The 11,903-nt window shown below is 70.2% G+C and carries 9 protein-coding genes and 2 pseudogenes; 8 read left to right on the forward strand and 3 right to left on the reverse strand.

Features of this window, described 5'->3' with window-relative positions; all coding sequences use genetic code 11:
* Positions 1-56: 56 nt before the first annotated feature.
* A complete protein-coding gene (locus tag ACFWPS_RS41585; protein ID WP_383715820.1) occupies positions 57-1,820 on the reverse strand; it encodes a right-handed parallel beta-helix repeat-containing protein in 1,764 nt (587 codons plus the stop codon).
* 249 nt (positions 1,821-2,069) lie between these two features.
* Positions 2,070-3,068 (reverse strand): LacI family DNA-binding transcriptional regulator, encoded by a 999-nt coding sequence (locus tag ACFWPS_RS41590; RefSeq protein ID WP_383715822.1) that lies wholly within the window; start codon positions 3,066-3,068, stop codon positions 2,070-2,072.
* Positions 3,069-3,353: 285 nt separating this feature from the next.
* Between ACFWPS_RS41590 and ACFWPS_RS41595 the strand changes: the two genes are divergently transcribed.
* The 8 genes and pseudogenes from ACFWPS_RS41595 to ACFWPS_RS41630 all read left to right on the forward strand — a co-directional run bounded on the left by ACFWPS_RS41595 (position 3,354) and on the right by ACFWPS_RS41630 (position 11,793).
* Positions 3,354-5,345, forward strand: coding sequence for a hypothetical protein (locus ACFWPS_RS41595; RefSeq protein ID WP_383715825.1), 1,992 nt, complete (start codon positions 3,354-3,356; stop codon positions 5,343-5,345).
* 260 nt (positions 5,346-5,605) lie between these two features.
* On the forward strand, positions 5,606-6,724 hold the full coding sequence (locus tag ACFWPS_RS41600; RefSeq protein ID WP_383715828.1) for a Gfo/Idh/MocA family protein: 1,119 nt from the start codon (positions 5,606-5,608) through the stop codon (positions 6,722-6,724).
* Positions 6,721-7,647, forward strand: coding sequence for a PmoA family protein (locus tag ACFWPS_RS41605; protein WP_383715831.1), 927 nt, complete (start codon positions 6,721-6,723; stop codon positions 7,645-7,647). The genes ACFWPS_RS41600 and ACFWPS_RS41605 overlap by 4 nt, the downstream gene beginning before the upstream one ends.
* The gene (locus tag ACFWPS_RS41610; protein ID WP_383715833.1) at positions 7,641-8,402 is read left to right on the forward strand and encodes a cupin; all 762 of its coding nucleotides are present in this window, start codon (positions 7,641-7,643) and stop codon (positions 8,400-8,402) included. Before ACFWPS_RS41605 ends, ACFWPS_RS41610 begins: the two co-directional genes overlap by 7 nt.
* A 291-nt stretch (positions 8,403-8,693) precedes the next feature.
* Positions 8,694-9,344, forward strand: a pseudogene (locus ACFWPS_RS41615) (carbohydrate ABC transporter permease); the annotation flags it as partial.
* Positions 9,341-10,219 carry a carbohydrate ABC transporter permease gene (locus tag ACFWPS_RS41620; RefSeq protein ID WP_383715835.1) on the forward strand — a complete coding sequence of 293 codons (879 nt, stop codon included), beginning with the start codon at positions 9,341-9,343 and terminating at the stop codon, positions 10,217-10,219. The pseudogene ACFWPS_RS41615 and the gene ACFWPS_RS41620, both read left to right, overlap by 4 nt.
* On the forward strand, positions 10,216-10,887 hold the full coding sequence (locus ACFWPS_RS41625; RefSeq protein ID WP_383715838.1) for a hypothetical protein: 672 nt from the start codon (positions 10,216-10,218) through the stop codon (positions 10,885-10,887). The genes ACFWPS_RS41620 and ACFWPS_RS41625 overlap by 4 nt, the downstream gene beginning before the upstream one ends.
* A gap of 9 nt (positions 10,888-10,896) precedes the next feature.
* On the forward strand, positions 10,897-11,793 hold the full coding sequence (locus ACFWPS_RS41630; RefSeq protein WP_383715841.1) for a MarR family transcriptional regulator: 897 nt from the start codon (positions 10,897-10,899) through the stop codon (positions 11,791-11,793).
* Here the strand turns inward: ACFWPS_RS41630 and ACFWPS_RS41635 are convergent.
* A pseudogene (locus tag ACFWPS_RS41635) lies at positions 11,776-11,903 on the reverse strand (transcriptional regulator); the annotation flags it as partial. The gene ACFWPS_RS41630 and the pseudogene ACFWPS_RS41635 overlap by 18 nt on opposite strands.

Genomic DNA, 11,903 nt, shown 5'->3' on the forward strand with positions numbered 1-11,903 from the left:
CGGCCGGCCCCTTCGGGGCTTGCGGCGCCGGGTCGTCCGCCGGGGAGCTGCCCGGTTCAGTCCGTGACCACGGAGGTGTTCAGCCCCTTGTCGTAGTGGTTGTGGGCGATGCGGATGCCCGTACTGCCGTGGAAGACGAACAGCGGCGAGGCGTACGGCGGTGCGTCGGCCTTGTCCAGCCGGCGCACGGTGTTGCCCGTGAACGCGAACCCGCCGACGCTCTTGGCGTTGACGACCGTGACGTCACCGATGTCGAACCTGTTGTCCTCGACCTTGATGTCGTGGTGCACCGGGTGTGCCGGGTCGACGACCTGGTTGGTCGGCTCCACGAAGATGACCGGGCCGGTGGGCCGGGTGAAGGTGTTCCCGCGGATCGTGAGGTCGGTGACCGGACCTGACTCGTACCACTGGTAGGCGTCGGCGGAGACGTAGATGCTCGCCATGGACATCCCGTCGAACCGGTTGTCGGTGATGAGGACGGGCTTGCGGGTGGTGACCAGCACACCGCGGGTCGGGACGTTGCGAAACACGTTGTGCGAGATGACGACCGACGGGGTGGCCGTGATGTTCTCGACGACCGTGCCGTTGATCTCGGTCCCGGCCGGGACCGGCCGGTCGAAGGTGACGGTCATCGTGGTGAGGGACTTGTCGTGGTCCATGCCGCTCGGCCCGTCGACCGCGGTGACCACCGCGTGCGCGTCCGTCAGCGGTGTCATCGTGCGCTTGTCGGTGAACTCGACCTCGTCACCCGGGGCGAACTGCGGGAAACCGGCGGTCTGCGGGTGTTCGTAGGCGAGGGTGACGGTGGACGGCCCGGGTTTCCCGACGACCTCCAGATAGGTGCCGTGGATGTTGATCGGGTCGTCCTGGGGACCGTCGAAGACGCTCCTGGTGATCGAGACCTTCCCCTTGACGCCGGACATCTGCACGAAGTCCGCGAAGGAGGCCGTGGAGCGTCCGGACGCCGGATCCGGTGCGAAGTTCACCTGGTCGATCGTGATGTTCTCGCTGAACTGCCCGACCACGCCGAAGGATTGAAGATAGAAGGCGTTCATCTTGCGCAGGGTGACGTTCTTCGACTGCCAGATGAACGCGCCCGGTTCCGTCCGCTCGATGTTGCGCATCTGGTAGACGAGCCCGGCGTCCGCAGGCCGTGCCGAGGTGGTGTAGTCGATCCGGATCCGGCGGTGGCCCAGGTCGGTAACCGAGGCGACATCGTTGAACAGCGGGTTGTCCCCGCGCCGGGTCCGCTGCGCCTCGGGGTCGTGGATCTGGGTGTACTGGAGTCCGTCGAGCCCCGACCAGTACGGCTGCCCGGTGGCCGGACTGGTCTCGCCGAGCCAGGTGATGTGCGTGCCGTTCACCTGGTAGGGGCTGCCGGCGGGGATCGACAGGACGCGGTAGGCGTGCCCGTCGGTGACGCCGGCGCCGGCCACGGTCGCGTCGACGACCTCGGGGGCCGCGTAGTCGAAGGAGAAGTCCGTGAAGGTCACGTTCGTGGAGCGGATCGACGCGAACGCCGTCTGGAGGCCGTGGTAGACGAGCTCCGCCCCGCCGCCGTCGACGGTGACGTCGTGCATGTCCTCGATGAGCAGCCCGATCTTCTTGTCCCGGTAACGCTGGTCGGCGCCCACGGTGTTGGACACGTAGAGCTCACGCGTCTCGGCGCGTTCGGGATAGAGCTGGTAAGTGCCCTTCGCGAACACGATCCGGACCGGCCGGTGGAGGCTCTTGGCGTGCCGCAGCGCGGCGGTGACCGCGGGCGCCGAGTCCGTCCGGCCGGTGGGATCCGCACCGTAGGCGTTCACGTCGACCACCACGGGCGCCGACGGTTTCGGTGCCGCGGCGACGGGACCGGCTCCACCACCTCCCAGCAACGCGAGTGCCACTCCTAGAAACACGAACCGCGACATAGCCCCTCCGGAGCATCCGTGAGCGACGAAACATCCGATGAATGTGCGAGTTAATGCCAATGGCCGTCGACTACCCGGGTATTTCCGGCGTGTCGACGCGCGTGAGTTACGTGTCAGTGCCTATAGATCCGATGAGTCGGAAGGGATCCGATCCGCTTACTCCTGCTTCGGCGGCGCGGTGCTCGCGCGGATCACCAGTTCGGGGTCGAAGAGGAGTTCGCCGACGGGGACGTCACGGTTGCCGACCAGGGCGATGATGCTGCGCGCCACTTCCGAGGCCAGGCGGTCGGCCGGCTGGCGGACCGTGGTGAGCGGGGGGTCGACGAAGTCCATGATCATGGCGCCGTCGTAGCCCACCACCGACACGTCGCCCGGGACGTCGTACCCCTGGCGGCGCGCGCCGCGGATCGCGCCCAGCGCCATGTAGTCGCTGGCGGCCACGACGGCCGTGGCGCCACGGCCGAGCAGCGAGATCGCGGCGGACTGCCCGCCCTCGACGGTGTACGACTGCCGGACCACCCACTGCTCCGGGTCCTCGACGCCGCGCCGGGCGAGCGAGGCGACGAAGCCGCTGACCCGGCGGTCGGCCGGACGGTTGCCGACCGGGCCCGACGCCATGCCGATCCTGCGGTGACCGAGCCGGTAGAGGTGGTCGACGGCGAGTTCGGCGGCCAGCAGGTCGTCGGTGGAGAAGACCGGCGCCTCGTCCCCGCCCTCGAACTGGCCGTTGACCCCGACGAACGGGATCCGTCGGGAGCGCAGCAGTTCGTACGCCTGCGGGTCCGCGCCCTCGATCGTGTTGCTGGCGGAGAGGAAGACGACGGCGGCGACACCCCGGTCGGCGAGGGACGTCAGGAAGTCCAGCTCCTGTACCCCGCCGGGGAAGCACGGGCACAGGATCGTCTTCAGTCCGTGCGGGGCGAGGGTGGACTCGATCCGCTCGCAGACGTCGGCGAAGAACGGGTTGGACACCAACTCCGTGATGACCGCGACGAGGTGCCCCTGTGTCTGCCGCTCGTACCCCAGGTCGGCCATCGCCTGCTCGACCGCCTCGCGGGTCTTGCGCGACACGCCCTGGCGCCGGTTGATGACACGGCTGACCGTGGCCTCGCTCACCTGCGCCCGGATCGCGACCTCGGTGATGCCGACCTTCATGCGGTTCCCTCCGTCACCCGTGTGCCGGCCGTCGATGATACGTGCCCGCTCGTCACGGACGGTCATGTGCGACGAACGCGTGACGCGGCTGGAAGCTAGCAAGCGTCCAGTCCCACTTGCAAGACACGAGTGAAAACTTTCAGAGCGGCTTTCTCTTCTGGATCGCATGTGAACTGCGTGTCTTGCATGTTTCTTCCGCATGACCATTGAACCGCCTCATCGGCCCCTGCTAACTTGCGGCCACTCGGCCGCCCCACCCGCCGTCACCGAAGACCGGGAGTCCCGATGAAGCCCTCAAGACTCGTGCTGCTCACCGCTGTTGCCCTTCTCATGTCGACGGCCCCCGCGCTGTCGGCCACGGCGGCGCCGGGACAGGGCGCGGCCCCCGCGTCCGGCACCGGCTCCACCGCCCCCCAACTCGCCATCGACGACCCGGGCTTCGAGAACGGCGGGGCGGGCTGGACCTTCGGCCCGGGCACCGGCGTCGGCACCGGCAACCGCCACGGCGGAACCCATTTCCTCTACCTCGACGCCGGCGCGGGCAAGAGCGCCGAACAGACCATCGTCGCGCCCCGCAACGGCAGTTACGACTTCTCCGCGTGGATCGGCAGCGCCGGGACCGGCGGCACGTACACGATCCGGCGCAACGGCGAGACCGTCGGCACGGTCGACCTGCCGCAGCACGCCGGCTATGCCAGGTACACCATCAGCAACGTCCGGCTGAAGACCGGTGACCGGCTGGAGATCGCCTTCGGCTCCGGCAGCGCCTGGGTGAACGCCGACGACCTGATGATCTCGCCGGCCGCGCCCGCCGACCCCGAGGTCACCTCGTCGGATCCCGAGGTCGCCGAGATGTTCGCCTGGGCCAAGAAGAAGGCCAACAGCTGGGTGCAACTGCCCGGCACCACCGGCCCGGTCAACGTCGACGAGTACCAGACCGGCGGCACCGGCACCGCGACGTACGAGCCCACCTACTGGGCCGGATACGCCAACCGCAGCGCCTACTACTCCCGTGACATGACCCATCAGCTCGCCGGCGCCCACCTCCTCGGCCTCGACACCGAGAACGAGACGATGCTCCGCTCCTACGCGGCGTCGGCCACCGCCGAGCACAAGTACTTCCCGGTGTGGTCCCTCAACTTCGACGCCAAGACGTACCTGAGCATCGACTACAAGAGCCCGGACAACTTCGTGCGTGAGGTGCCGGCCGTCTTCGAACTCGTCGAGAAGGCCGCCCAGGCCTACCTCTGGACCGGCGACCGCAGATACGTCGACGACCCGGTGCTCTGGGACTTCTACCGGCACGCCACCGACCAGTTCATCGACCTGCACAACTCCGCCAAGGACAACGGCAGGGTCAAGGTCGCCGAGGGCACCGGCCAGGGCATCTTCGCCGGCGCCGCCAGCTACAACGAGCAGGACGGCGACGACCTCGCCGAGGCCGGGGACACCATCGCCACCGAGTACCAGGCGTACCTGGCGATGGCCGTGCTCGCCCGCGGCAAGGGCGACACCAAGCTGGCCAGGACGTACGACCGGCGGGCCGCCGATCTGAAGACGTACTTCAATGACACCTGGAGCGGCACCGGAAGCGGCGCCGACATGGTCCGCGCCTACACCGTCTCCGGTACCCCGGTCACCGGCTGGGGCAAGGAGAACAGCGTCTTCATGCCGATGAAGCAGATCATCGACCCCGGCCCGCGCAACGACGCCTACCTCGACTACATCCAGGCGCAGGAACTGGGACCGCAGGGCTCGCCCAACATCGAGTCCACGACGTACCTGCCCGACATGTTCTTCAACAACAACCGCAACGACACGGCCTGGGCGTGGATGAAGAAGATCTACGGCGAGCGGGACATCCAGCACGTCAACTCCAGCCAGGGCCCCGACGGCGACTATCCCGAGGTGTCGTTCACCCTGGTCAGCCAGACCATCCAGGGGCTGATGGGCATCGCGCCGGACGCCGCGGACCGCACGGTGACCACGCAGTCCCGGCTGCCCTCCGGCATGGGCTGGCTCCAGGCTGCTGACGTGCCCGTCGGCAAGGACACGGTCACCGTCCGGCACGACGGCACGACGAAGACCATGCTGACCGACAACGCGCACAGCGGCGCCTACCGCTGGGAGGCCCGCTTCCCCGGCGTCCACAAGAAGATCGAGGTCAACGGCGTCCCGCAGCGGGCACGCACCAAGACGGTGAACGGCGTGACGTACACCTACGCCACGCCGACCGTGCGCGCCGGGGCGACGGTGGTGGTGCAGGTGGGCGACTGACCCACCGCCCTCGCCACGGCCGGGACGTTCAGCCTGGGCATCCGCGCGTCCCGGTCCGCACAGAGCGTCGGCCGTCCGCCATCAGGACGGCCGGCGTTCACCCGTGCCCGGTGCGGACAAAGAGGTACAAGACCTCTCCAAGGGCTTCTTTCCGCCATCGCTGCGCGGGGGGTTGTCCTGACATTCCTCCGGATCTAGGGTCCCTCCGAGAGCAAGCGCTTTCTCGGCGTCTTGGTCCCCGGCACTCCTAGGAGGACCGTATGTCCCCCCACCCGAACCGCCGTCGCGTCGCCGTGATCGGGACCGGCGCGATCGTCAGCGGCAGCCATCTGCCCGCCCTCACCGCCCACGCCGACCGCACCGAGCTGGTCGCCGCGGTCGACGTCGACCGGACCCGCCTCGACGCCTTCCGGAAGCTCGCCGGCGGCGAGGTCGCCGGGTACACCTCGGTCGACGCCATGCTGGACGCCGTACGCCCCGACCTCGTCCTCGTCGGCACACCCCCCTCCCTGCACCGCGAGCAGACGGCCGCCGCCCTCAAGGCCGGTGCCTGGGTGCTGTGCGAGAAGCCGCTGTGCCTGTCCCTCGCCGAGTACGACGAGATCGCCGCCACCGAGGAGGCCTCCGGCGGCTACGCCTCCGTCGTCTTCCAGCACCGCTACGGCTCCGGCGCCGTGCACGCCCGTGAGCTGATCACCGGCGGCGGGCTGGGCGCCCCGCTGGTCGCGCACTGCCAGACCACCTGGCACCGGGACGCCGCCTACTACGCCGTACCGTGGCGCGGCACCTGGGCCAGTGAGGGCGGCGGGCCCACCATGGGCCATGGCATCCACCAGTACGACCTGCTGCTGCACCTGCTCGGCCCCTGGACGGAGATCCGCGCCATGGCCGCCCGCCTGGTCCACGACACCGAGAGCGAGGACGTCTCCACCGCCCTCGTCCGCTTCGCGAACGGCGCGCTCGCCACCGTCGTCAACAGCGTGCTCTCCCCGCAGGAGGTGAGCCGCATCCGCGTCGACTGCGCGGACGCCACCGTCGAACTCACCCACCTCTACGGGCACCGCAACGCGGACTGGGTCTACACCCCGGCCCCGCACGTCCCCGCCGACCGCGCCACCGCCTGGCGCACCCCTGACCAGGACGTGCCCAGCTCGCACACCGCCCAGCTCGGCGTACTCCTCGACGCCCACGACGAAGGCGTACGGCCGCCGGGCAGCGGCCCGGACGCCCGCGCCACCCTCGAATTCGCGGCCGCGCTCTACAAGTCGGCGTTCACGGGCCACCCCGTGCACGCGGGCGAGATCGGCCCCGGCGACCCCTACTACGCAGCCATGCACGGCGACCACCCCCACTGGGCCCCCACCGAGGAGCGCGCATGAGCATCCGCGTCAGCCACGTCCACGGCGAACACATCGCGGTCGCGGCACCGGACGGCACCGAGATCCTCCGTTACGTCTACCGCCCCGCCCCCGAGGCGTACGAGGCGCGCAAGCCGTACGCCCACCCGGTGCGCACCCTCGCGGGCCGCACCGTCACCGGCTACCGGCCGAGCGACCACCGCTGGCACAAGGGCCTCCAGATGACGGCCAGCCATCTCTCCGGGCAGAACTTCTGGGGCGGCAACACCTACGTCCACGGCCGGGGTTACCAGGTGCTGCCGGAGCGCGTCGGCTCGATGCGTCACGACGGCTTCACCGAATTCGCCGTCGCGGACGACCGGTTCGCCTTCACCGAGCGGCTGACCTGGGTGGAGCACGGCGGCGCGGAGTGGGCACGGGAGGTGCGCGGGCTCACCGTCCACTCCGTCGACGAGCGGGCCGGCGCCTGGGCGCTCGACTGGTCGATCCATCTCACCAACGTCCGCGACGAACCGCTGACCTTCGGTTCCCCCACCACCGAAGGCCGCGAGATGGCCGGATACACCGGACTCCAGTGGCGCGGGCCCCGTGACTTCACCGGCGGCACCGCGTTCGGCCCGGACTCCGTCACCGGCGCCGAGAAGCTGATGGGCACCCAGGGCCCCTGGCTGGCGTACACCGCAGAGCACGACGAGGTGGACGGGCACTCCACGATCGTCTTCGCCCACGCCCCCGAGAACCTCGACGGGCGGACACCGGTCCACGAGTCGCACTGGTTCGTACGCGCGGAACCGATCCCCACGGCCGCGTTCTCCTGGGCGTTCTTCGAGGAGTTCGGCCTGCCGCCCGGCGAGTCCTTCGCCTACCGCTACCGGATCGTCTTCGCCGACGGCGCCTGGGACGCCGACCGCGTCGCCGCCCATCTGGAGGGCCTGCCGTGGTGAACACACCCAAGCCCGCCCTCCCGCACCCGCTTCCCGGCGCCATCGGCCTGTCCCACCTCAGCGCCTACGACTGGGAGGCTGCCGACGGCGTCTGCGGCGGCAGCCCGCATCTGCACCTGGTGTGCACGGAGGCGTACGTCGTCACCGGCGGCCGGGGTGCCGTGCAGACGCTCAGCCCGGACGGCTACCGGGACATCCCGCTGGAGCCCGGCTCCGTCGCCTGGTTCACCCCGGGCACCGTGCACCGCATGGTTCAGGGCGGTGACCTGCGCATCACCGTGCTGATGCAGAACAGCGGGCTGCCGGAAGCCGGTGACGCCGTCTTCACCTTCCCGCCCGAGGTGCTCGCCGACCCGGAGCGGTACGCGGCCTTGGCAACGTTGCCATCCGGTACCGGAGCCGAGGTGGAGCAGGCCGCCCGGCGGCGCCGGGACCTCGCCGTCGAGGGGTATCTCGGTCTGCGCGAGGCGCTGGTCGCCGGGGACAACGGACCGTACGCCGGGTTCCAGCGGGCCGCCGCCCGGCTGGTGCGCGACAAGGTGCCCCACTGGCGCGAGCTGTGGCGGGCCGGTGCGCTGGCCGCCGCCGAGCGCACCGGAGCCCAGCTGGACGCGCTGCTGGCCGAGGAGCCGTCGTACCTCGCCGAGGCCACCGCGCACGAGACCGCGCCCACGCGGCTCGGGGGGTTCGGGATGTGCGGCCGGCGCGACGAGTACGACCTGCCGGGGACGACACTCCCCTACGCCGGCGAATAGCCGAGGTCCGGGGGGATCGCGGGGGGCCGTCAGGAAGTCCGAGGAGAGGACGAGGTGACCTCGGCATGCCCGAACACAGGACAACGGGGTTCTGCGCCTCGGCCCTCGCACTGGCGCTCTGCGCGGTGCTGGCGGGCTGCGGAGGATCCGGGGAATCGGTCGGCGGCGGCAAAGTGGTGCTGCGCTACACATGGTGGGGCAACCCCGACCGGGCGGCGCGCACCGACCAGGCCGTCGCCCTGTTCGAGAAACAGCACCCGAACATCCGGGTGCGGACGTCGTTCTCCGACCATGGCCGTCCCCCTGCAACTGGCCCTCGCGCTCCTCGTCGCCCTCGCCCTGAAGCCCATCAAGCGCGGCAAGGGCTTCTACCGCTCGGCGTTCTACGCCCCCTCGCTGCTCGGCGCCTCCATGTCCGTCGCCCTCGTCTGGCGGGCCGTCTTCAACGACGGCGGCACGGTGCCCAACCTGCTCGGCACCGGCGGCTGGGTGAACCGACCGGGCTGGGCGCTGCTGGCCGTCGCCCTGCTGACGGTGTGGCAGTTCGGCGCCCCGATGGTCATCTTCCTCGCCGGCCTCCAGCAGATCCCCGCCGAGCTGTACGAGGCGGCGGCCTGCGACGGGGCAGGAAAATGGCGGCAGTTCCTGTCCGTCACGATCCCGATGCTGTCCCCGGTGCTGTTCTTCAACCTGGTCCTCCAGACCATCCAGGCCTTCCAGGTCTTCACCCCCGCCTTCGCGGTGAGCGCCGGCAAGGGCGGCCCCGCCGACTCGACGCTCGTCTACACCCTCTACCTCTACGACCGTGGCTTCGTCGCCTCCCACATGGGCTACGCCTCCGCCATGGCCTGGGTGTTGCTGGTGGTCGTCGCCGCCGTCACGGCGGTGCTGTTCCGGACCTCACGCTCGTGGGTCTTCTACGCCTCCGAGGGGGACCGATGACCGCCGTATCGACCACCGCGCCAACCGCAGTACCCCGCAAGCCGGTTGCCTGGCGTCGGATCGCCCTGCACGTCGGCTGCGTGGCCGCCCTGCTGGTGATGCTCTACCCGCTGGCCTGGCTGCTCGCGACCTCGCTCAAGCCGGCGAACGAGGTGATAGCCAGCATCAACCTCCTTCCCAGCCACCTCGAATGGTCCACCTACAAGACCGCCTTCGGCGGCGTGAACGACGTCTCCGTCTGGCGGCTGCTCGGCAACTCGCTGCTGATCGCGGGCGGCGCGGTCGCAGGCAACGTCCTCAGCTGTTCCCTCACCGCCTACGCCTTCGCCCGGCTGCGCTTCCGCTTCCGCGGCCCGCTGTTCGCCTTCATGATCGCCACGATCATGCTGCCGCACCACGTCGTACTGATCCCGCAGTACATCCTGTTCAACCGGCTCGGCCTGGTGAACACCTACTGGCCGCTGATCCTGCCGAAGTTCCTCGCCACCGAGGCGTTCTTCGTCTTCCTCATCGTGCAGTTCATGCGCGGCCTGCCGCGCGAACTGGAGGAGGCCGCCCGTATCGACGGCTGCGGCCCCTTCCGCAGCTTCTTCAGCGTGATCCTGCCGCTCACCCGGCCCGCGCTGATCACCACGGCGATCTTCACCTTCATCTGGACCTGGAACGACTTCTTCACCCAGCTCATCTACCTCTTCGACCCGGACAAGTTCACGCTCACCCTCGCCCTGAGCTCCTTCGTGGACTCCTCCAGCCAGTCGGCGTTCGGCCCGATGTTCGCGATGTCGGTCATCGCCCTGCTGCCGATCGTGCTGTTCTTCCTCGCCTTCCAGCGGTTCCTGGTGGAGGGCATGGCCAGTTCGGGGGTGAAGGGATGAGCGGGCTGCAGACCCGCGAACCCGGCGAGGTCTTCGGGCCGCGCCTGACCCTGTTCGCCGACATGCTGAGCGTCGGCCTCGCCACGGCCCTGACCTGCCTGCCGCTGGTGACGGCCCCGGCCGCGCTGTCGAGCGCGTGCGAGGTCCTGCGCGGGGCGGCCGACGACCAACCCGCCACCGCCGGAAGGTACTTCACGGTCCTGCGAAGGCGGCTGCGGGCCGGTGACGCGCTGGCGGGCCTGGTCGCCCTGGCCGGTGCGCTGCTGTTCGGCGCGGATCTGGTGCTGGCCCGGGCGGGGCTGCCGGGAGCGGTGCCGTTCGCGGTGGTGGCCGCGGTGATCGGCGCGGGCACGCTGGTCGTGGGGCTCAGGGCGTGCGCCCGCCCCGAGTCCCTCACCGACTGGCGGGCCGCCGTGCGCGAGGCCGCCCGGGACGCCGTACGGGATCCGGGCGGCAGCGCCCTGGTCCTCCTCGCGGCGGCGACGGCGGCCCTGTGCGCCTGGATGCTGGTACCGCTGGCCTTCCTCGCCCCGGGACCCCTGGCCCTGGCACTCACGGCCGTCGGCCTGCGACAAGCCCGGCGTTGCCGATCCTGGCCGGCTGACTCCCGCCTGCGGCGAACCGCCGGACACACCATGCGCGGGACACAGCCCCCGACCGAGGCGTAGAAGGGAGCCATGTCAGTACCAGCATCGATGCCCACTCGGGTCGGCGTCGCCCGGGACCTGTGGCGGCTGCTCGAGCCGATCCACGCCGTCGTCTACTTCGCCCCGGAGCCGTTGGAAGAGTTCAGGGCGGCGGGTTACCGCGGCTTCTGGATGGGCTACTTCGCCGGACGGGCGGCTCCCCTGGGCAGTGCCGGAGCCGACGTCGTGCATGCGCTGTTCTACAACTTCGCCCACGCGCGGGTGAGCCGCGCCCTGCCGGCGGCCTGGGGCTTTGCTCCGCCGAACGAGGCCCTCCAGGCGCGCGTACGAGGATCGGTGCGTGCGCTCCGCCGGGCACTCGGCCCCGCGGCCGACGGCGCGGAGGTGGCCCGGGCGGCGGAGCTTGCCACGCGCGCCGCTCGGTCGGCTCCCTTGGAAGGCAGGGCTCTCTTCGCCGCCAACCGCTCCCTGTCGGTGCCTCAGGAGCCCCTCGCCCAACTGTGGCACGCCGCGACGCTTCTTCGTGAACACCGCGGCGACGGTCACGTCGCGGCTCTGCTCGCCGCCGGGATCGGCGGCCGCGAGTCACACGTCCTTCACGCGACCGCGAGCGGGATCCCGCGCGATGTCTACGGGCCGGCACGCGACTTCGACGCCGTGGAGTGGACATCGAGACACGACGCCCTCGAACAGCGAGGGCTCCTGGAGGACAACCGGCTGTCCCGGCGTGGACACCAGCTCAAGGACCGGATCGAGGAACGAACCGACCAGCTGGCGGCCACCGCCTACGACACGCTGACCACCGGCGAGACCGACGAACTCACCCGGCTCCTGCGCCCGCTGACCCACGCCGTGGTGCGCGAGGGCGACATTCCCCTGGACAATCCCATGGGACTCGACCTGCGCGAGTCACTTGACCAGCCTTGAACTCACCGGGTTGTCGGCGGGCAGGGGTGCGGCGGACGCGTCGGCCTGCCGTAGTTCGGCGAGGAGCACGTTCTGCCCGTGGAGCAGTTCGGTGAGGATTCGGCGGGCGG

The organism is Streptomyces sp. NPDC058457, from assembly GCF_042720695.1.
Classification (GTDB): domain Bacteria; phylum Actinomycetota; class Actinomycetes; order Streptomycetales; family Streptomycetaceae; genus Streptomyces.